This window comes from Leisingera thetidis (assembly GCF_025857195.1).
In the GTDB taxonomy this organism is placed as follows: Bacteria; Pseudomonadota; Alphaproteobacteria; order Rhodobacterales; family Rhodobacteraceae; genus Leisingera; species Leisingera thetidis.
In genome coordinates this window covers 1,351,556-1,370,829 of sequence record NZ_CP109787.1, presented here as the reverse complement: position 1 = coordinate 1,370,829, position 19,274 = coordinate 1,351,556, and the positions used below count along the sequence as shown (strand labels likewise).

Annotated in this window: 15 protein-coding genes; 8 read left to right on the top strand and 7 right to left on the bottom strand. The window is 66.6% G+C overall.

Going from position 1 to position 19,274, the window contains the following annotated elements:
* Positions 1-53: 53 nt before the first annotated feature.
* The 6 genes from OKQ63_RS06540 to OKQ63_RS06515 all read right to left on the bottom strand — a co-directional run bounded on the left by OKQ63_RS06540 (position 54) and on the right by OKQ63_RS06515 (position 7,474).
* The gene (locus tag OKQ63_RS06540) at positions 54-2,429 is read right to left on the bottom strand and encodes a xanthine dehydrogenase family protein molybdopterin-binding subunit (protein WP_264213148.1); all 2,376 of its coding nucleotides are present in this window, start codon (positions 2,427-2,429) and stop codon (positions 54-56) included.
* Positions 2,430-2,528: 99 nt separating this feature from the next.
* The gene (locus OKQ63_RS06535; protein WP_264213147.1) at positions 2,529-3,014 is read right to left on the bottom strand and encodes a (2Fe-2S)-binding protein; all 486 of its coding nucleotides are present in this window, start codon (positions 3,012-3,014) and stop codon (positions 2,529-2,531) included.
* Between the two features lie 163 nt (positions 3,015-3,177).
* Positions 3,178-4,179 carry a molybdopterin-binding protein gene (locus tag OKQ63_RS06530; protein WP_264213146.1) on the bottom strand — a complete coding sequence of 334 codons (1,002 nt, stop codon included), beginning with the start codon at positions 4,177-4,179 and terminating at the stop codon, positions 3,178-3,180.
* Positions 4,176-5,156: an XdhC family protein gene (locus OKQ63_RS06525; protein WP_264213145.1), complete on the bottom strand. Its 981-nt coding sequence runs from the start codon at positions 5,154-5,156 to the stop codon at positions 4,176-4,178. The genes OKQ63_RS06530 and OKQ63_RS06525 overlap by 4 nt, the downstream gene beginning before the upstream one ends.
* A 100-nt stretch (positions 5,157-5,256) precedes the next feature.
* Positions 5,257-6,507, bottom strand: a complete 1,251-nt coding sequence (locus OKQ63_RS06520; protein ID WP_264213144.1) for a vWA domain-containing protein — start codon at positions 6,505-6,507, stop codon at positions 5,257-5,259.
* 58 nt (positions 6,508-6,565) lie between these two features.
* A complete protein-coding gene (locus OKQ63_RS06515) occupies positions 6,566-7,474 on the bottom strand; it encodes an AAA family ATPase (protein WP_264213143.1) in 909 nt (302 codons plus the stop codon).
* A gap of 248 nt (positions 7,475-7,722) precedes the next feature.
* Here OKQ63_RS06515 and OKQ63_RS06510 point away from each other — a divergent pair, with 248 nt between their 5' ends.
* The 5 genes from OKQ63_RS06510 (at position 7,723) to OKQ63_RS06490 (ending at position 13,318) form a co-directional block, all read left to right on the top strand.
* Entirely contained in the window at positions 7,723-8,787 is a 1,065-nt protein-coding gene (locus OKQ63_RS06510) for a glycosyltransferase family 2 protein (protein WP_264213142.1), read from the top strand.
* A 154-nt stretch (positions 8,788-8,941) separates the two neighbouring features.
* Positions 8,942-9,898: a phosphoadenosine phosphosulfate reductase gene (locus OKQ63_RS06505; protein ID WP_264213141.1), complete on the top strand. Its 957-nt coding sequence runs from the start codon at positions 8,942-8,944 to the stop codon at positions 9,896-9,898.
* 78 nt (positions 9,899-9,976) lie between these two features.
* Positions 9,977-11,017 carry a dihydroorotase gene (pyrC, locus tag OKQ63_RS06500; protein ID WP_264213140.1) on the top strand — a complete coding sequence of 347 codons (1,041 nt, stop codon included), beginning with the start codon at positions 9,977-9,979 and terminating at the stop codon, positions 11,015-11,017.
* 132 nt (positions 11,018-11,149) lie between these two features.
* Complete coding sequence (locus OKQ63_RS06495; protein WP_264213139.1) at positions 11,150-12,511, top strand: calcium-binding protein; 1,362 nt, start codon at positions 11,150-11,152, stop codon at positions 12,509-12,511.
* A gap of 126 nt (positions 12,512-12,637) precedes the next feature.
* The gene (locus tag OKQ63_RS06490; protein ID WP_264213889.1) at positions 12,638-13,318 is read left to right on the top strand and encodes an orotate phosphoribosyltransferase; all 681 of its coding nucleotides are present in this window, start codon (positions 12,638-12,640) and stop codon (positions 13,316-13,318) included.
* Positions 13,319-13,413: 95 nt separating this feature from the next.
* On the opposite strand, the gene OKQ63_RS06485 is transcribed toward OKQ63_RS06490, so the two are convergent.
* Positions 13,414-15,213 carry a patatin-like phospholipase domain-containing protein gene (locus OKQ63_RS06485; protein WP_264213138.1) on the bottom strand — a complete coding sequence of 600 codons (1,800 nt, stop codon included), beginning with the start codon at positions 15,211-15,213 and terminating at the stop codon, positions 13,414-13,416.
* Positions 15,214-15,686: 473 nt separating this feature from the next.
* Here OKQ63_RS06485 and OKQ63_RS06480 point away from each other — a divergent pair, with 473 nt between their 5' ends.
* The 3 genes from OKQ63_RS06480 to OKQ63_RS06470 all read left to right on the top strand — a co-directional run bounded on the left by OKQ63_RS06480 (position 15,687) and on the right by OKQ63_RS06470 (position 19,217).
* Positions 15,687-17,207, top strand: a complete 1,521-nt coding sequence (locus tag OKQ63_RS06480; protein WP_264213137.1) for a replicative DNA helicase — start codon at positions 15,687-15,689, stop codon at positions 17,205-17,207.
* A gap of 193 nt (positions 17,208-17,400) precedes the next feature.
* The gene (alr, locus tag OKQ63_RS06475; RefSeq protein ID WP_264213136.1) at positions 17,401-18,438 is read left to right on the top strand and encodes an alanine racemase; all 1,038 of its coding nucleotides are present in this window, start codon (positions 17,401-17,403) and stop codon (positions 18,436-18,438) included.
* Positions 18,435-19,217: an MlaE family ABC transporter permease gene (locus tag OKQ63_RS06470; protein WP_264213135.1), complete on the top strand. Its 783-nt coding sequence runs from the start codon at positions 18,435-18,437 to the stop codon at positions 19,215-19,217. Before alr ends, OKQ63_RS06470 begins: the two co-directional genes overlap by 4 nt.
* Positions 19,218-19,274: the final 57 nt, after the last annotated feature.

The window sequence follows — 19,274 nt, the reverse complement described above, 5'->3', positions numbered from 1 at the left end:
TTCTGGTTGAAAATACTCCGGGGGTGCGGGGGCAGCGCCCCCCCCACTCCGGCTCAGCCATTCATCGCCGCCCAGACCCGCGACGGGCTCAGCGGCATGTCGATATGGGTCACGTCTTTGCCCGCCGATTGCAGCGCGTCCACCACCGCGTTGACCACTGCCGGCGGCGAGCCGATGGCGCCGGCCTCGCCGCAGCCCTTCACCCCCAGCGGGTTGTGGGTGCAGGGGGTCTGGCAGGAATGATCGACCCGGTAGAACGGCACGTCATCAGCCCGCGGCATCGCGTAATCCATGTAGGAGGCCGACAACAGCTGCCCATCTTCGTCATAGGCAGCATTCTCCAGCAGCGCCTGGCCGATGCCCTGCCCCAGCCCGCCATGCACCTGCCCGTCGACGATCATCGGGTTGATGATATTGCCGAAGTCATCCGCAGCCGCAAAGCGCTCGATGGTGACCTTGCCGGTGTCCGGGTCCACCTCCACCTCGCAGGCATAGGCGCCGGCCGGATAGGTGAAGTTGGCCGGGTCGTAGAACGCGGTCTCCTCCAGCCCCGGTTCCAGCTCCTCCAGCGGGTAATTGTGCGGCACGTAAGCCGTCAGGGTGACATCGCCCCAGGCCACCGACTTGTCGGTGCCCGCAACGGTGAACTGGCCGTCCTTCAGCTCGATGTCGGCGTCCGAGGCCTCCATCAGGTGCGCCGCGATCTTCTTGGCCTTGGCGATGATCTTCTCGGTTGCCCGCACCATGGCGGAGCCGCAGACCGCGATCGAGCGTGAGCCGTAGGTGCCCATCCCGAACGGCACCCGCCCGGTGTCGCCATGCACGATATCGACCATGCTTTCGTCGATGCCGATCATCTCTGCCACCACCTGCGGGAAGGAGGTTTCATGCCCCTGCCCGTGGCTGTGCGCGCCGACAAAGACGCTGATGGTGCCGGTGGCGTTCACCCGCACCGTGGCGGCATCGTACAGGCCCGCACGCGCGCCCAGCATGCCGACGATATTCGACGGAGCAATGCCGCAGGCCTCGATGTAGCAGTTCACACCAAAGCCGCGCAGCTTGCCGTTCTTTTCGCTTTCCGCCCGCCGCGCGGCAAAGCCGGCCACGTCGGCGACTTCCTCCAGCTTGTCCATGGTGGCGACGTAATCGCCGGTGTCATAGGTCAGCGCCACCGGGGTTTCATAGGGAAACTCGGTGATGAAGTTCTGCCGCCTGAGCGCAATCGGGTCGGCGCCCAGCTCGCGCGCGGCCTTGTCGATGACGCGCTCCAGCTGATAGGTCGCCTCGGGCCGGCCCGCGCCGCGGTAGGCATCGACCGGCACCGTGTTGGTGAACACGGTCTTCACGTTCACCTGCACCACCGGCGTCTTGTAGTTGCCCGCCATCAGCGTGCCGTGCAGGTAGCTGGGCACCGAGGTGGAGAAGGTCGACAGATACGCCCCCATGTTGGCCATCGTATTGGTGCGCAGCGCGGTGAAGTTGTTGTGGCTGTCCAGCGCCAGCTCGATCCTGGTCACATGGTCGCGCCCGTGCGCGTCGGAGATGAACGCCTCCGACCGGGTCGAGGTCCATTTCACCGCCCGCCCGCAGGCCTTGGCGGCATGGGTGCAGAACGCCTCCTCGGCATAGTGGAAGATCTTGGAGCCGAAGCCGCCGCCCACATCGGGCGCCACCACGCGGACCTTGTGCTCGGGCAGGCCCAGCACAAAGGCGCACATCAGCAGGCGGATCACATGCGGGTTCTGGCTGGTGGTGTGCAGCGTGTATTCATCGGTGCCGCGGCTGTATTCACCGATCGCCACGCGCGGCTCCATCGGGTTGGCGACCAGCCGGTTGTTGACCAGCTCCAGCGTGGTCACATGCGCGGCGCTGTCAAAGGCCGCCTGCACCGCCTCGTCGTCCGGGTTGCCGAACACCCAGTCATAACAGAGGTTTGAGGTCAGATCCTCATGCACCTTGGGGCTGTCCTCGGCGAGTGCTGCGGCCATGTTCACCACCGCGGGCTTGTCGCTGAGGTCCAGCTCGATGGCTTCCGCCGCGTCGCGGGCCTGCTCCACGCTGTCGGCCACCACCGCCGCCACGATCTCGCCCACGTGGCGGATGGTGCCATCGGCGATGATCGGGTGGCGCGGCTCCTGCTGCGGGTTGCCGTGGCGGTCGGTCACGCCCCAGCCGCAGGGGATGCCGCCGACCTCGGCGAAATCGGCGCCGGTGAAGATCCTGACCACGCCGGGCATTGCCTCGGCTGCACTGGTGCCGATGGAATTGATGGTGGCATGGGCCACATCCGCGCGCAGGAAATGCACATAGGCCTGGCCGTGCACGTTGATGTCGTCGGTATAATTGCCGGCGCCGGTGAGGAACCGCACGTCCTCGCGCCGCTTGGGGCTGGCACCGATGCCGCCGCCGTTGGGATTGTCCTTGGGCATGTCTGAAGTCTCCTCCCTGGAGGGTGCTGCCGCAGCGCACCTCTTGGTCTGCACTCCTTGTTCAGCTCAGGCCGCGGTCCGGCCTGGGGTCGTCGCGCTTCACTCGGCCGCGATGGCGGACACATCCTGGCCCGAAGCCGCCATGATCGCCTTGACGATATTGTGGTAGCCGGTACAGCGGCACAGGTTGCCCTCGAGATAGTCGCGGACCTCCGCCTCGGTGGGCTTGGGGTTGTCCTTCAGCAGCGCCGCCGCAGACATCACCATGCCCGGCGTGCAGAAGCCGCATTGCAGCCCGTGGTGGTCCTGGAACGCCTGCTGGATCGTGTTCAGAGAGCCGTCGGCGTTGGCCTGGCCTTCGATGGTGGCGACGTCCGCCCCCTCGGCCTCCAGCGCCAGCATGGTGCAGGATTTCACCGCCTTGCCGTCCACATGCACCACGCAGGCACCGCATTGGCTGGTGTCGCAGCCGATGTGGGTGCCGGTGAGGCCCAGCTTCTCGCGCAGGAATGCCGACAGCAGCGTGCGCCCTTCGACATCGCCGCTGGCAGCCTTGCCATTCACGGTCATGGAGACCTTGGCCATAGTACCCTCCCTTTAGCTTGTTCTTGTCTGGCTGAGGGGAGTTAAGCACGGGGTGAGCGATGTGCGAAGTGTTTTCCGGGCGGTGCCGGGGGTAAAATTCGCGTCAGCATGGCTTACCTATGGTTGTGACCTTGCGTCACAAATCCCGCGCTGCGCCGCGGCATCAGCCTTCCGCATCGCGGCGCGGCATCGGGCGGGTGGGAATCTCCTTCAGGAGGCCGCCAACGCCCATCGCGGCGATGTCCCGGGCCGAGACGGGAATGCCGCAGATCACCCGCTCCAGCACCCAGTCGGCGCCGTTCAGCGCCGGAGAGCGGGCGCAGCCCGGCAGGCCGATCACCGGCTTGCCGTGGAACGTGCCCAGAAACAGCAGGTTGCCGGGATCGACCGGCATCCCGAAACGCGTCACCGTGCCGCCTGCACTGCGCAGCGCCTGCGGCGCCACGTCATGGCTGTCAGAGGTGGCGGAGCCGGTCAGCACCAGCAGCAGCTGCCCCGGCGCGTTAGCAATGGCCTCCGCCAGCTCTGCCTCCCGGTGCGGCACCACCGTGCGCTCCGACAGGCTGAGGCCCATCCGGTGCAAGCGGCCCGCCATCGCGGCGCGGCCCTTGTCCGGCGGGGTGTCTTCCGTGACCGCCGTTTCGATCAGCGTGGCAGAGGAGAACACCGGCGGCAGCACCCGCATCGCATCAGCGGCCCCGTCGCTGGCGCGGCGGATGGCGTCGGCGGGCACGCCATAGGAGATGATCTTGATTGTCGCCAGCATGCCCCTTGCATCGGCCCGGTGGAAGTCCGGCACGGTGGCGACGGTGATCATCGGATCCACCGCGTTGACGGCCTCCAGCTTGTCCCGGTCCAGCCGCACCAGCCCGGCGCGGTCTGCATAGAGGTTCACCCGCCCGGTGCCTGCGCCGGAAATGCGGATGCCCTGCGCGGCCGGGTCCGGCACCAGTGCGTGTGCAAGGGCTTCGGCGGCGGCGTCCTCGTGCATGTCGGCGGGGTCGAGCCGGGCCACGGTCAGGGTTTCATGGCCAGCGGCGGCGAGGTCTTCGATATCCTTGGCATTCAGCACCGTGCCCTTGGCAATCTTGCGGCTGGCGCCCTGCAGGGAATGGGCGAGGATGGCGCCTTCGGCGTCCTTCAGGGGGACGGGGCCGAACCTCATGGCTGTTTGCCGCGCAGCACGGCGGTCATCTCGGCCAGGATCGAGACCGCGATTTCCGCCGGTCCCGTCGCGCCGATGTCAAGGCCGATGGGGCCATGGATGCGGGCGATCCGGGCTTCGCTGAAGCCGGCCTGCTGCAGCCGCGCCACACGGGCGGCATGGGTCTTTTTCGAGCCCAGCGCGCCGATGTAGAAGACGTCGGCCTGCAACGCGGCCTGCAGCGCCGGGTCGTCCAGTTTCGGATCATGCGTCAGCAGCACCAGTGCGGTGCGGCTGTCCAGCCCGAGCTTCTCCACCGCCTCGTCCGGCCAGTCATCCAGCAGGACCTCGCCGGGGAAACGCTCCGGCGCGGCAAAGGCCGCCCGCGGGTCGATGATTGCCACGTCGTAGCCGGCAACCCGGGCCATCGGCACCAGCGCCTGGGTGATGTGCACCGCGCCGACGCAGACCAGCCGCAGCGGCGGGTTGTGGACGGCCACAAATGTCTCGCCGTCCGCCTCCAGCCCGGAGCGGTCCATGCGCATGCGGTCGGGGTATGCATTGCGCAGCAGGTGCCGCGCGCCGGTGGCGAGGTTCATCTCATAAGCCACGGGCGCGCGGTCTGCGCGGGCCTGCACCAGTTCCGCCAGCAGGTCCGCGGGCAGCGCGCTGCCGACCGGCTCCACCAGCACCTTGATGGTGCCGCCGCAGGCGAGGCCGACGGCAAAGGCGTCCGCGTCGCTGACGCCGAATTCCAGCAGCCGGTGCCGGCCGTCCTGCAGCGCCTCCAGCGCTTCGGCCACCACCGCGCCCTCGACGCAGCCGCCGGAGACCGAGCCTTCGATCTGCCCCTCGCCGGACACCGCCAGCTGCGATCCGCTGCGGCGCGGGGCGGAGCCCCAGGTCTGCACCACGGTCGCAAGCGCCGCACCGGTGCCGGCGCGGTGCCAGGCAAGCGCGGTTTCGGGGGCGTGTTCGAACGGGGTCTTGGTTTGCATCGGCGGGCCTCCCAGCCCATGTTTCTTTTGTCCGGAGGGTGTTTGCAGTCAAAATCGGCACTTAGGCCCGGGATTGCAAGCCGCGGCCGCTGGAACCCCGCTAGAGCAGTGCCATCAGCCGCGCCTTCTCGCCCGCGTCGGAGGGGCTGGAGATCACCCGCGCCAGCTCTTCCAGCGAGGCGATGGAATGGCCGGCCCGGAAGCTGTCGGCATAGGGCAGCATGGCGCGGATGCCGGTGGCCCGGGGGGCAAAGCCGTCCCAGCGCAGCAAGGGGTTCACCCAGATCAGGCGGCGCGCCGACAGCTGCAGCCGCTGCATCTCGCGCGCCAGCGCCTGCGGGTCGCCGCGGTCGAGCCCGTCGGTGATCAAGAGCACCACCGCGCCCTGCCCCGTCACCCGGCGCGACCAGTCGCGGTTGAAGGCATGCAGGCAGTCGCCGATGCGGGTGCCGCCCTCCCAGTCCTGCGCCTCGGCGCCGGCCGCCGCCAGCGCCGCATCCGCGTCGCGCTGCGCCAGGTGGCGGGTGATGTTGGTGAGGCGGGTGCCGAAGGTGAAGCCGTGCACCCTGGCCCAGCCCGCGCCCCTGGCATTGGCGGCGGCGTGCAGGAAATGCAGGATGACGCGGCTGTACTGGCTCATCGAGCCGGAGATGTCGCAGAGCACCACCAGGCTGGGCCAGCGGAGGCGGCGTTTGGCGAGGGCCATTTGCTGCAGGTCGCCGCCCTGACGCGCGGCGTTGCGCAGGGTGCGGCGCCAGTCCGCCCGGCGGCCGCGCGGCGCGGCGGCCAGGCGGCGCGACAGGATCGGAGCGACCGGCAGTTCCAGCTGCGCCAGGATGCGCTTGGCAGCGGCGGTCTCGGCGGTGCTCATCTGTTCGAAATCGAGCGTCCGCAGCCGCTCCTGCTCCGACATGGTGCGGGCGGACTCGATTTCGATCCCGCTGCCCTCTTCGCCGCTGTCCCCGGCGGCGTCCTGCTGCTGCGCGCCGTCCAGCAGCGCCTCGGCGGCGCGCCGTTCGGCCGGTTGGGCGGCGCGTTCCTGCTGCACGCCGCGTACCGCGGGCAGCATCGCCGCCATCATGTGCTCCAAGTAGCGCGGATCGCGCCAGAACAGGCGGAACACCTGCGCGAACACCTGCCGGTGCTCGGGCTTGCTGACAAAACAGGCGTGCAGGGCCCAGTAGAAATCGGCGCGGCTGGTGAAGCCCGCCGCCGCCGCCGCCTCCACCGCGCCCAGCACCCGCCCCGGCCCGGCCGGCAGGCCCGCCTTGCGCAGGGCGCGGGCGAAGTGGGTGATGTTGCGGACCAGCTTGGGATTGTCCGGCAGGGAAAGCGGCGGATAATCAGGCACTACCGTTCATGGGGGCGCTGCCCCCAAACCCCCGGAGTATTTCCGCAAAGAAGAAGCATCACGCCGCATCGAGATTCGCACGGGCCTGATCCAGCAGGCGCTTGGCCTCGGAGCCGTGCAGGCGGGCGATGTCGTCCTGGTATTTCAGCACCGCGCCCAGGGTGTCGGAGATCACCTCGGGGCTGAGCGCGATGACGTCGAGGGCCAGCAGGCAGTTGGCCCAGTCGATGGTCTCGGCCACCCCCGGCTTCTTGAACAGATCCTCGGTGCGCAGGGTTTGCACAAAGGCGACGATCTCGCGGCTGAGCCGGGCGCCGGCCTCCGGCGCGCGAGCCTGGAGGATCTCGATTTCCCGCTCGAAGTCCGGGTAGTCGACCCAGTGGTAGAGGCAGCGGCGCTTGAGCGCGTCATGCACCTCGCGGGTGCGGTTGGAGGTGAGCACCACGATGGGCGGCTCGGGGGCGCGGATGGTGCCGAGTTCCGGGATCGTCACCTGGAAATCGGAGAGCGCCTCCAGCAGGAAGGCCTCGAACGGCTCGTCGGTGCGGTCCAGCTCGTCGATCAGCAGCACCGGGGCGCCGCGGTGGTCCGGGCGCATCGCCTGCAGCAGCGGGCGCTCGACAAGGTATTCGTCCGAGAACAGCTCGGCCTGCAGCTCCGCGCGGCCGGCGCCGCCCGCCGCTTCGGCGGTGCGGATGGCGACCATCTGGGCGGCAAAGTTCCATTCATAGACGGCGCTGGCGGCGTCCAGCCCCTCGTAGCACTGCAGCCGGATCAGGCGGCGGTTCAGCCCCGCCGCCAGCGCCTTGGCGATTTCGGTCTTGCCGGTGCCGGCCTCGCCCTCGAGAAACAGCGGGCGGCCCAGCTTCAGCGACAGGAACACCACCGTGGCCAGTGCCCGACCGCAGACATAGCCCTGCGCCGAGAGCATCTGCTGCACCTGTTCGATTGATAGCGCCTGCGCCATGGCGGGCCTCCCTGTTGCCGGGATCAACAGGGCATGCCGGCGGCGTGCGGTCAACCCGCAGCTGCCGCAACGCTGCGTTTGCAGCGGCCGGCAAGGGGGGAGTTGTATAACCCGGCCCGTCAGGTAAAACTCCCGGCCAGGGAGGCGGCGCCGCGGACGGGGGCCGCGAAGGCAGAGAACCGGATCATGCAAAACGCGCCGCACAATCAGGATGGCCTGCGCCGACGGGCCGGCGGGCGCCAGGGCTGATGCGCGTTCTGGCGGTCCTCTGCGTGCGCAACGAAGGCGCCTTTCTGCTGGAATGGCTGGCCCATCACCGGGCTGTGGGGTTCACGGATTTCCTTGTCTTTTCAAACGACTGCCAGGACGGAACGGCCAGGATGCTGGACCGGCTGCAGGAGATGGGGCAGCTGACGCACCTGCGCAACGAGGGGCCTTACGACAAGGGCGGCATCCAGTTCACCGCGCTGAAACAGGCCGACCGGCATCCGCTGATGAAGGCGGCCGACTGGGTGCTGGTGCTGGATATCGACGAGTTTGTCTGCATCAAGACCGGCGATGGCACCGTGGCGGACCTGCTGGCAGCGCTGCCGCAGGCGGATGCGGTGACGCTGACCTGGCGGCTGTTCGGCAATGCCGGCATCGTGCGCTATGAGGATGCGCCGGTCACCGCGCAGTTCACCCGTTGCGCGCCGGAGGTGATCCACTGGCCGTGGCGGGCGGTGATGTTCAAGACGCTGTACCGCAATGACGGCACCTACCGCAAATGCGGCGTCCACCGGCCGCGGGATGCGCGCGGCGCGGCGCAGCTGGAGCGCTTCCGCTGGTTCGACTGCGAGGGGCGCGAGCTGGGCGGGGCGTTCCGGACGCAGCGGCTGTTTTCCGATTACGGCCGCCCCAACCACCGGCTGGCGCAGCTGAACCATTACCCGCTGGGGGCGATGGAGAGCTATGTGCTGAAGGCCGACCGCGGCCGCGCCAACCGGCAGGCGGCGATGGGCATGGATTACTGGGTGGAGCGGAATTACTGCGGCGCCTCGGATATCTCGATCGCCCGTTACGGCGCGGCGCGGTCGGCACTGCAGGCGGAACTGGCGGCGGACCCCAGGCTGGCCCGGCTGCATGGCGCCGCGGCGGCCTGGCGCCATGACCGGTTTGCCGCGCTGATGCAGCAGGAGCCGTGCCGGGCCCTGTTCGCGCGGCTGCTGATGACGCCGCCGTCGCGGACGGTGAGCCCGGCGGCGGCGGAGCTGCTGCGCGGATTCGCAGCCCGGGACCCGGCGGAGCAGCCGCCGCCGCAGGATGGCCGCTGAGCCCTGCCCGCCCCCCGGCGAAACGCCGCCGAATGGACGCCGCAGGGCCGCATTGGGGCATGAGTTCTTCCAAATTTGGCCTTATTTCTCACCTAACTGTAAACGCAAACAGCGGGCCCGGACCTTACTTTGGGGGGCATAGAGGACAGCAGGCATGCAGGACGGACTTGAAAATCTGGATGAAGACCTTTCCGGGCTGAAGCCCGACCAATGGAAGGCCCGGATGGCGGCCCTGGCCGAGGCGCAGGGCATGTACCAGCCGCTCGGCGACCGCCATTTCGCGACCTTCATCGACCAGGGCAACACGCTGCTGGTGACCTTCGAGACCATCCAGGGCATCCACAACCTGTCCGACCAGGCGCAGCCCTTGGGGTTCGACCTGGTGAAGAACCTGGGCTGGTCGCATATGTGCGTGGTGTCGGACGGCGACACCTGGTTCCGCGACGGCCGCATCTACGGCTTTTTCGACCAGCTGATCGACGACGGCTTTTTCGACGAGTTCGACAATGTGATCTTTTACGGCGCGGGCCCCTGCGGCTATGCGGCGGCGGCCTATTCGGTGGCGGCCCCCGGCGCCGTGGTGGTGGCGGTGCAGCCGCAGGCCACCCTGGACCCGCGGATGACCGAATGGGACGACCGCTTTGCCGAGATGCGGCGGCTGTCGTTCACCGACCGCTACGGCTATGCGCCGGACATGCTGGATGCCGCCGAGCAGGCCTATGTGATCTATGACCCGCAGGAGCGGCTGGATGCCATGCATGCGGCGCTGTTTGCCCGCAAGAACGTCACCCGGCTGCGCGCGCCGCATATGGGCGACGCGGTGCAGACCCGGCTGATCGAAATGGAGATGCTGTATCATATCCTGTCGCTGGCCGGCAGCCGCAAGCTGAGCGCCGGCGCCTTCCACAAGCTGTTCCGCAGCCGCCGCAACAACTCCTATTTCCTGCGCAACCTGCTGGGGCGGCTGGAGCGGGACGACCGGGCCTACCTGATGGCGCTGCTGTGCCGCAACGTGACCGAACGGATGCGGGCGCCGCGGTTCCGCCGCCGCCTGCAGGAGATGGAAAAGCGCGCCGAAGACGGCGAGTTCACCTTTCCGCCCAAGCGCTGAGCAGCCCCCGGCTTTGCGCGGGGGCCGCCGCGCATACAGCCGCTTCTTTTCCGCCCGCTGCTGTGCTAACGCGGGCGCATGACCGAGACGCTGACCATCCCCCGCCCCGACGACTGGCATCTGCATCTGCGCGATGGCGCCATGCTGGAAGCCGTGCTGCCCGAAACCGCCCGCCATTTCGGCCGCGCCATCATCATGCCGAACCTGGTGCCGCCGGTGGTGACCGGCGCCCAGGCCGCCGCCTACCGCGACCGGATCCTGGCCGCCCTGCCCGAGGGCATGGCGTTCGAGCCCTTGATGACGCTGTACCTGACCGAGGACACCGACCCGGCAGATGTGGCCGCTGCCCATGCCAGCGGCCTGGTCAAGGCGGTGAAGCTCTACCCCGCCGGGGCCACCACCAACTCGGCCTCGGGCGTCAGCGACTTCAACAATGTCCGTGCGGTGCTGGAGAAGATGGCCGAGATCGGCCTGCCGCTGTGCACCCACGGCGAGGTCACCGATCATGACATCGACATCTTCGACCGCGAGGCGGTGTTCATCGACCGGGTGCTGGACCCGATCCGCCGCGCAACCCCCGGACTGCGGGTGGTGATGGAGCATATCACCACCAGGAACGCCGCCGATTACGTGCGCTCGCAGGACAGGGATCTGGGCGCGACGATCACCACCCATCACCTGATCATCAACCGCAACCACATCCTGGTGGGCGGCATCAAGCCGCATTACTACTGCCTGCCGGTGGCCAAGCGCGAGGAGCACCGGCTGGCCCTGCGCGCGGCGGCCACCTCGGGCGATGCGCGGTTCTTCCTGGGTACCGATTCCGCGCCGCACACCGACCCCAACAAGGAAAGCGCCTGCGGCTGCGCGGGCTGTTTCACCGCCACCAACACCATGTCCCTGCTGGCGCATGTGTTCGAGGAAGAAGGCGCGCTGGACAAGCTGGCGGGCTTTGCCTCGGAACACGGCCCGGCGTTCTATGGCCTGCCGGTGAGCAGCGAACGGCTGACCCTGGCCAAGGGCGATGCGCCGGTGCAGTTCCCGAAGAAGATCGAGAGCGGCGACGGGCCTGTCACCGTATTTGATCCGGGGTTTGACGTCTACTGGCTTGCCGAATAGCAACACTTGTTAACCAACCATTAAGAAATCCCCCCTCGCCCCTTGCCGTGAATCAATGGCTCTTTGCAATCTCTGAGCCATTGATTTCGGCCAGAGGTTGCGTCTGGCCTTATACCAGTAGGGGACAAGTATATGACGACTTTTACATTCAGCGGTGCACGGGTTGATTTCGACGACAACGGGGATCCGGAGACCGTAAAAACAATCGAGGCGGCAATTACGGTTCCTGCCTCATCCGCAACATTCAGCTATTCGGTAACCGGTGATGACGAAGGGGTCGACATCATCGACATGAACGAAAACATCATTCAGCCGATACTGGATGGCATCAACCTCGACAACCCGAGCATAAACGTTCTGGCCGAGGAAACACTGATCACGCAAGTCAACTGGAAGAGCGGCGGCTCCAGCGTGATCCTGATCATCTCGCTGGAAACCGGACCCGATACCGACACCGAATTCTATTTCGTGCTGAACGGCAAGGCATTGCCAAAGGTTAAATCACCTGCGAACTGGGCTGCGGTTGATGCCGATATTGCCAGCCTCGGCACACCTACCGGTGCGTTCGCGCCCGGCCAGGCCATCGCTTGGTCCAGCATACCCGGCGCGTCCTCGACGGAAGAAGATGAATTCTGGGGCACCCCCGGCCGCGACAATTACAAGGGCGGCAAAGGGGATGACTATTTCATCAGCTCCAACGGGCGTGACACCTATGACGGCGGCGCAGGCGGCTATGACCAAGTGACCTTCGCCAACGATCCCGGCGGTGTGATCGCCAACCTGAAGACCGGCAAGGCCACCGACGGCTGGGGCAAGACCGACACGCTGAAAAGCATCGAAATGCTGCGCGGCTCGGCCCATGACGACAAGTTCACCGGCAACGGCAAGGCCAACTTCTTCCGCGGCCTGGAGGGTGACGACACGATAAACGGCGGCGACGGCCGCGACCAAGTGCGCTATGACCGTGACGAACGCTATGGCGGCAGCGACGGGGTCACCGTCAAGCTGAACAAGGGCTTTGCCATCGACGGTTTCGGCGACCGCGACACGCTGAAGAACATCGAGAACGTCCGTGGCTCCGAGTTGCGCGACGAGATCACCGGCGACAAGGGGCGTAACGATCTGGAAGGAGAAGGCGGCTACGACAAACTGTGGGGCTTTGGCGGCAAAGACACGATCTCTGGCGGCCGTGGCCGTGACACAATCGATGGCGGCAGCGGAGATGACGTACTCTCGGGCGACCAGGATGCCGACAGGTTCGTCTTCAACGATGGCTTTGGCAATGACGTCATCAACGACTTTCAGACCAAAGGCCGCAAAGAGAAAATCGATCTGGACGGTGTCAGCGCCATCAAGCACTTCCGCGATCTGAAGAACAACCACTTGTCGGAAAACGGGGACGGCGACGCGGTTATCAGCGATAACCGCGGCAATACCATCACTCTGGAAGATGTCTCGATTGCCGATCTGTCGGCTAACGATTTCATCTTCTGACGAACACGAACACCGCGCGGGCCGAATTGCGGTCCGCGCTTTGTCGCAAGCGGCCGCCGGGGCTTCAAACCGGTCCGCATCCGGTTTATGGACAGCAAAACCGCTGCCGCAAAGGATGACCCGATCATGATCCCCTCCTCCTATCCTTCCCCCGAAGAAATTGCCCGCCTGTCGGCCCGGATGCTGCTGGAAATCGGCGCGGTGAACTTCAATACCGAGACGCCCTATACGCTGGCGTCCGGCCTGCCCTCGCCCAGCTATATCGACTGCCGCAAGCTGATCTCGTTCCCGCGCATCCGCTCGACGCTGATGGATTTCATGGCCGTCACCGTGATGCGCAACGCCGGCTTTGAGGCGTTCGACAACATCGCCGGCGGCGAAACCGCGGGCATTCCCTTTGCCGCGCTGGTGGCCGAGCGGCTGGCGCTGCCGATGACCTATGTGCGCAAGAAGCCCAAGGGCTACGGCAGGAACGCCCGCATCGAAGGCGCGATGAGCGAGGGCGAGCGGGTGCTCTTGGTCGAGGATCTGACCACCGACGGCGGCTCGAAACTGTCGTTCGTGGATGCGATCCGCGAGACCGGCGCCAGCTGCGGTCACACCGCGGTGATCTTTTATTACGACATCTTCCCGGAAACCACCAAGACGCTGGGCGATCACGGGGTGGAGCTGCATTACCTGTGCACCTGGTGGGACGTTCTGGCCGAAGCCCGCGCGCAGGGCACCTTCAGCACAGAGACGCTGGATGAGGTGGAAACCTTCCTGAAGGATCCGCGCGCCTGGCAGGAGGCGCATAAGAAGGGCTAGGGCCCGCGCCCGGCCGGCCGCTCCGGCGCCGGCCCTGCGGCCGCCACGAACGGGAGGTGCCTGGCCGCATCTCCCGTTTGCCGTTCCGGCGCCTGTCAGACCGCGGCATCCTTCGGCTTGGTCAGATCCGGCGTGGCGGTCAGGCTGAGCTTGGCGTCGGTGTGCGGCAGGTTGCCATTCTTCAGCTCTGCGGTCACAGGAGTGCTGCCGAGCTTTGCCAGCTCCTTGGCAAATTCGAGCAACACGCCGGCTTGCCAATCGGCGCTCTGCGGAAACGCCTCGGACTGGTGCTTCTCCAGCACCTCCGAATAAGGCTTCAGTGTCGTCCCGCCGCCGCCGGGCGGCTGCCAGTTCAGATATTTCGACACCTGCTCCAGATTCTCCCCCAGAATTGGCAGGATCGACAGGGCCCGGCGGAAGCGGTTCTCGTCAAAGTTGAATGTGGTGGCAATCAAATCCCCTGCCCTCTCGCCGTAACGCTGCAGGCGTTCGATCTCGGCCGCCGGCATATCGAGGTTCAGCCCGCCCTGCCGCTGGTCCAGGTAGATCGTGGCGACGCGTTCGGCAAACCCGGTCAGGTCGCTCTGCAGACGGTCCTGCCAGTCCTTTGCGCTGTAGAACATGTACAGAAGAAAGCTGAAGACGCCATCGATCCGCACCGAGGGGTATTCCAGCACATTGCGCTTCGCATCCGTAAACCGCACGCGGTTGCTGACGTCGGCAGGATCTTCAGGATCCGCACCGTGGCGGTGCTTGTCATAGGTGCCGAGCGAAATGGCAAAGGTGGGGCGGCGCGGCAGCCAGGCGTCAAACATGTGGACCGGCAGATTCGAGGAGATCCCGCCATCGGAAAACAGGCAGCGGACCCACTCCTGCACCTCGCTGTCATACCGCCACAGCGGCACCGCCTGGATAAGCCCGGGAAAGCTCATCGACATGCGGGTCACCAGGATCACCGGGATGTCTTTCCAGTCAGGCAGCGGCAGAAAGGTTTCCATCCTGCCGCCGATGGAGATCCGCTTTGGCGTTCCGGCGCTTTTTTCCACCATCCAGCGCACCACGCGCGGCGGGATGACGCGTTTCAGGTCCTCCTCCCGGAAATAGTAATGTTCCGGCACCTTCAGCGGCATCTGAAACGGGCGCTGCGAGGTCAGATCGGTGGTGACGGAGGACAGAACGATGCCCTTGCCATGCAGATCGCCGGCCGTCAGCGGCGTCTCCGGGGCGGTGCCGCCGGGCCAATTGCCGGCAATCCTGTCGATCTCATCGGCGAGCCAGTCGATCACCGCCTGTTCCTTGTTCTGGCCTTGGGTGGTGCCGGGCAGGACCCCGTAATCGTGGGCCTTGAACGCCGCTTCTATGCTGCGCAGAACGTTCAGCGCCGTCTGGACCGCAAACACCCCGGCCCCGGCTACGGCCGCGGCGCCGGCAAGCGCCCCGCTTCCCAAGGCCAGGGCGCCGAGCACGCCGCCGCCGAAGACCAGACCGCCATTGCGCATCGCGGCCGGTTCCGCCTGCCTGCGGTATGGCTTGAGCAGCCGGTGGCAGTCCCGGAGGGTCCGGAACCTGGCCCGGACCCCGCGGCCCAGGCCGCCCTGCTCCAGATATCTGATCCCGATGTGGAAAACCGGGGCCAAAGCAGGAGACGGCTGCAGCATCGCCCTCATATTCGTTGCAAGATGCGTGTCGACGGCGTCGAGCGCCTGGTAGCCTTTGCCGCCGCCGCCCTGCTGCCGCCGGTATTCGGCGGCAGCTGCCAGCGCCGCCGCCATGGCTCCGGCCGATGTTCCGCCGATGGACCTGAGACGGTAGTGTTCGCCGATCTTCCGGATGGCCTTGGGATAGACGACGCCGGACGTCACCCCGCCCTTCAAAATCAAATCGCATTCTTTCATGACAGCCCCCTGAAGACGTCGCCGGAGGTGAGGACATGCCGCCCCGTGCTTGCACCCGCACGCCCCCCGGCAACGTTTCCGTGTTTTGGGCGGCCTGTCAAATTCCGGGGCCGCCCCCGCGCATGGGCCCGGCTGCCCGGCGGGGCCAGCCGCGCGGGGTCCGCGCAAGCCGCGGCGGCTGCAGGGTTATTTTCCGGCCGGCGCCTTTCTGCCGGTGCGGCCCGGACAGGGCGGCCTTCCGGCCTGTGGAAAAGCCCGATTCGAATCGTCATCCACAACTTTGAGATGCGCAGGTATTGAAGAGTTTTCTGGCCGCGCCACATCATATGGTGTTAGGAAGGAGGAAACAGCCCGCCTGCAGGGAAACCGCCCACAGACCGGCGGGAGATATTCACAGGCTATCCCCAGACATTTGCAGATAGCCAGCAACAGCCTGCCGGCCTTATAAGGCGGGCTTAACGACGAGAGCAGTGATGAACGAGATTACCCCTTTCGACGGCGATATGCCGCCTCCGGCCCCGATGCCTGAGCCCGCCGCGGCGCAAACCGCGATGCCGGACAACGAGCTGCCGCATTCGGTGGAGGCGGAACAGCAGCTCTTGGGGGCGATCCTGACCAACAACGAGGTCTATGACAAGATCGCGCTGATCATCGATTCGTCGCATTTCTACGATCCGGTGCATGCCCGGATCTATGAGGTGGCGGCGGCGCGGATCTCCAAGAACGCGCTGGCCTCGCCGGTGACGCTGAAGGCGTTTCTGGAAGACCATGAGGGGCTGAAGGAACTGGGCGGGCCGGCCTATCTGGCCAAGCTGGCGGGTGCGTCGATCTCGGCCTTTGCGGTGCGCGATTACGCGCAGATGATTTACGACCTGGCCATCCGGCGCGAACTGATCGCCCTGGGCCAGAGCATTGCGGAAAAGGCGCGCCGCGTCGACGTGGCGTCGGAACCAAAAGAGCAGATCGTTGAGGCGGAGCAGTCGCTGTACCAGCTGGCAGAGCAGGGCCAGACGGAAAGCGGATTCAAATCATTCCTGAAGGCCGTCACAGAAGCGGTCAATGTGACCAACGAGGCGTATCAGCGGGGTGGCGGCATGGCCGGCATCTCGACGGGCCTGATGGACCTCGACAAGCAACTTGGCGGCCTGCATCCCTCGGACCTCCTCATCCTTGCGGGCCGCCCCTCTATGGGGAAAACCTCGCTGGCGACCAACATCGCCTTCAACGTCGCCAAGGCCTACAAGCGCGGGGTGAAACCCGACGGCAGCGAAGGCGCGCTGGACGGCGGCGTGGTCGGCTTCTTCAGCCTCGAGATGAGCGCCGAGCAGCTGGCGGGCCGTATTCTGGCGGAAGCTTCCGAGATTTCCTCGCACAAGATCCGCCAGGGCGACATGACCGAGGAAGAATTCCGCCGCTTTGTGCAGGCGGCGAAGGATCTGGAAAGCTGCCCGCTGTTCATCGACGACACGCCGGCGATTCCGATCTCGCAGCTGGCCGCGCGGGCGCGGCGGCTGAAGCGGACCCACGGCCTGGACCTGCTGGTGATCGACTACCTGCAGCTGTGCCGCGGCATGGCCGACAACCGGGTGAACGAGATCGCCGAAATCTCGATGGGGATGAAGGCGATTGCCAAGGAGCTGAACATCCCGGTGATCGCGCTGTCGCAGCTGTCGCGCCAGGTGGAAAACCGCGAGGACAAGCGGCCGCAGCTCAGCGACCTCAGGGAATCGGGCTCGATCGAACAGGACGCCGACGTGGTGATGTTCGTGTTCCGCGAGGAATACTACAAGGAACGGGAAAAGCCCGGCGACCACGAGCTGGACAAGATGGAAGAGTGGAAGCAGGCGATGGAACGGCTGCACGCCAAGGCCGAGGTGATCGTCGGCAAGCAGCGCCACGGCCCCATCGGCACGGTGGAGCTGTCGTTCGAGGCGCAGTTCACCCGCTTCGGCAACCTCGCCAAGGCCTGGCAGCAGGGCTACGACGAACACTGATCCGGGCCGCCCGGGCCTGGCCGCGGAATTTCAGCGCTGCTGCCTGCCGGATCCATTGACCGTCAGGCCATCAGCACCAGCCCGGCCCGGCTCCCCCGCCGGACCGGGCTTATTTACTGCCGGAAGGCAAACCTCCGCCGGCATTCCGGTTTTTCCCCCTTGACCTGCGCCCCGCCCATGTCATGAACACCGCATGAGCACGGCAAGATTGACAATCAACCTGGATGCGCTGGTCACCAACTGGCGGAATCTGGATGCGCTGACCGGCTGCGAGACTGCCGCGGTGGTCAAGGCGAACGGGTACGGCCTGGATGCAGGCCGGGTGGGCAAGGCGCTGGCCAGGGCCGGCGCGCGCAATTTCTTTGTGGCCGCGGCCGAGGAAGGCGGCGCGCTGCGCCGCGCGCTGGGGCCGGGCCCGGGCATTTCGGTGTTTTCCGGCCATATGGAGGGCGACACCAAGCTCTTGAAGGATTTCCAGCTGACGCCGATGCTGAATTCGCTGGACCAGATGCTGCGCCATTTCGAAAGCCTGCCGGGGCATCCGTTCGGGGTGCAGCTGGACAGCGGCATGAACCGGCTGGGCATGGAGCATGGCGAATGGGCGGCGGTGGCGGAAATCGCCCTGGGCCAGAACCCGGTGCTGCTGATGTCGCATCTGGCCTGCGCCGATGAGCCGGGCCACGCAATGAACGCCCGCCAGCTGCACACCTTCCGCGAGATGACCGACGGGCTGGAGATCCCCCGCTCGCTGGCCGCCACCGGCGGCATGCTGCTGGGTCCTGATTACCATTTCGACCTCTGCCGCCCCGGCATCGGCCTGTATGGCGGCCTGCCGTTCAACGACGCGCTGCCGGTAGTGCAGCTGGACCTGCCGGTCATTCAGGTGCGCGACCTGGAGCCGGGCGAGACCGCCGGCTACGGCAACACCTGGACCGCCAAGCGCCCCAGCCGCATTGCCACCGTTGCTGCGGGCTATGCCGACGGGCTGCACCGGGCGATGGGCAATGGCGGCATTCAGGTCTTTGCCGGCGGCACCCCCTGCCCCGTGGTGGGCCGGATCTCGATGGATCTGATCACCGTGGATGTGACGGATCTGGCAGAGGTGCCCGGCGTGCTGGCGATCCTCAACGAGCGTCAGACCGTCGATGTGCTGGCCGATGCGGCCGGCACCATCGGCTACGAGATCCTGACCTCCACCGGGCACCGCTACGCACGGACCTATCGGGGATGAGTCCGGTGGCACTCCTGGCCCGGCTGGGCCGCACGGCGCTGGCGTCGCTGGCCGCGGTCGGCCGCGCGGCGCTGTTTGCGCTGCGCGCCTTCAGCCACATGGTCCGCCCGCCCTATTACCCGCGCGAATTCCTGCACGCGCTGCTGAACATCGGCTGGCTGTCGCTGCCGGTGGTGGGCCTCACCGCGATCTTCACCGGCGGCGCGCTGGCGCTGCAGATCTATGCCGGCGGCGCCCGGTTCAACGCCGAAGCGGTGGTGCCGCAGATCGTTGCCATCGGCATGGTGCGCGAGCTGGGCCCGGTGCTGGTCGGGCTGATGATCGCGGCGCGCGTCACCTCGTCCATCGCGGCCGAGATCGCCACCATGAAGGTGACCGAGCAGATCGACGCGCTGGTGACGCTGTCCACCCATCCGATGAAATACCTGGTGGCGCCGCGGGTGCTGGCGGCGCTGGTCACGGTGCCGGTGCTGGTCGGTGTCGGCGACATCATCGGCATCATGGGCGGCTATACGGTGGCGGTGCAGAACCTCGGCTTCAACGCCGCGGCCTATTTGAAGAACACCGTCGATTTCCTGGAAACGCTCGACATCGTCTCGTCGCTGACCAAAGGCGCCGCCTTCGGCACCATCGCGGCGCTGATGGGCTGCTACTACGGCATGCAGTCGGGCCGCGGCGCCCAGGGCGTGGGCCGCGCCACCAAAGGCTCGGTGGAATCCGCCGCGGTGCTGATCCTGGCTGCCAATTTCATTCTGACGGGGGTGTTTTTCTCGCTATGATCCGAGCATGCGGGACATTAGCCTATGCGGTCATTCTGGCAGGCTGTGTCCAGCCGG

Bases quoted from the DNA above. Each gene is read 5' to 3' on its own strand.
- OKQ63_RS06540 (WP_264213148.1), bottom strand. From the start codon at position 2,429: ATGCCCAAGGACAATCCCAACGGCGGCGGCATCGGTGCCAGCCCCAAG.
- OKQ63_RS06535 (WP_264213147.1), bottom strand. From the start codon at position 3,014: ATGGCCAAGGTCTCCATGACCGTGAATGGCAAGGCTGCCAGCGGCGAT.
- OKQ63_RS06530 (WP_264213146.1), bottom strand. From the start codon at position 4,179: ATGAGGTTCGGCCCCGTCCCCCTGAAGGACGCCGAAGGCGCCATCCTC.
- OKQ63_RS06525 (WP_264213145.1), bottom strand. From the start codon at position 5,156: ATGCAAACCAAGACCCCGTTCGAACACGCCCCCGAAACCGCGCTTGCC.
- OKQ63_RS06515 (WP_264213143.1), bottom strand. From the start codon at position 7,474: ATGGCGCAGGCGCTATCAATCGAACAGGTGCAGCAGATGCTCTCGGCG.
- OKQ63_RS06510 (WP_264213142.1), top strand. From the start codon at position 7,723: ATGCGCGTTCTGGCGGTCCTCTGCGTGCGCAACGAAGGCGCCTTTCTG.
- OKQ63_RS06505 (WP_264213141.1), top strand. From the start codon at position 8,942: ATGCAGGACGGACTTGAAAATCTGGATGAAGACCTTTCCGGGCTGAAG.
- pyrC (WP_264213140.1), top strand. From the start codon at position 9,977: ATGACCGAGACGCTGACCATCCCCCGCCCCGACGACTGGCATCTGCAT.
- OKQ63_RS06495 (WP_264213139.1), top strand. From the start codon at position 11,150: ATGACGACTTTTACATTCAGCGGTGCACGGGTTGATTTCGACGACAAC.
- OKQ63_RS06490 (WP_264213889.1), top strand. From the start codon at position 12,638: ATGATCCCCTCCTCCTATCCTTCCCCCGAAGAAATTGCCCGCCTGTCG.
- OKQ63_RS06485 (WP_264213138.1), bottom strand. From the start codon at position 15,213: ATGAAAGAATGCGATTTGATTTTGAAGGGCGGGGTGACGTCCGGCGTC.
- OKQ63_RS06480 (WP_264213137.1), top strand. From the start codon at position 15,687: ATGAACGAGATTACCCCTTTCGACGGCGATATGCCGCCTCCGGCCCCG.
- alr (WP_264213136.1), top strand. From the start codon at position 17,401: ATGAGCACGGCAAGATTGACAATCAACCTGGATGCGCTGGTCACCAAC.
- OKQ63_RS06470 (WP_264213135.1), top strand. From the start codon at position 18,435: ATGAGTCCGGTGGCACTCCTGGCCCGGCTGGGCCGCACGGCGCTGGCG.